Raw genomic sequence first — 383 nt, 5'->3', positions numbered from 1 at the left:
GCTGTCGGCATTTTCCCCATAGCCATACAGGTTTCCCAGTACGATGAGCTTGGCGCGCACCGTTTCGGCCGCGCGCACGGTACCGTCGATGATGGGGAAGAAGTCGGTCGGCCACCTGTGATAGGTGGCCATGGCACACATGAAGATGGCATCGGCGCCTTGGCAGACACGCGCGAGGTCCGAGGCATCGGTGGCGTCGGCTTGTACGGCCCGCACATTCCGCAATCCGTTCGAACCGACGCTTCGGCTGGTGAGAACGACGTCATGTCCTTCCTCGCCAAGAAGGCGAGCGGTTTCGCGACCGACCGGGCCGGCTCCGACAACAACATAGAAACTCATGGCATAGCCTCTCTTCCAGGTTTGATGGAGAGGCGTGAGTACAG

The 383-nt window shown here is 60.8% G+C and carries 1 protein-coding gene; it reads right to left on the bottom strand.

Annotated features, from left to right (window positions below; translation table 11 throughout):
• Positions 1-339, bottom strand: a 339-nt coding sequence (locus tag EN852_RS35985; RefSeq protein WP_135879701.1) for an NAD(P)H-binding protein, incomplete at its 3' end; no start/stop codon positions are given.
• Positions 340-383 lie beyond the last annotated feature (44 nt).

Origin of the sequence: Mesorhizobium sp. M2E.F.Ca.ET.209.01.1.1 (assembly GCF_004010375.2) — a bacterium.
GTDB lineage: Bacteria > Pseudomonadota > Alphaproteobacteria > Rhizobiales > Rhizobiaceae > Mesorhizobium.
The sequence above is the reverse complement of the archived record's forward strand: the minus strand, read 5'-3'. Positions and strand labels throughout refer to the sequence as shown.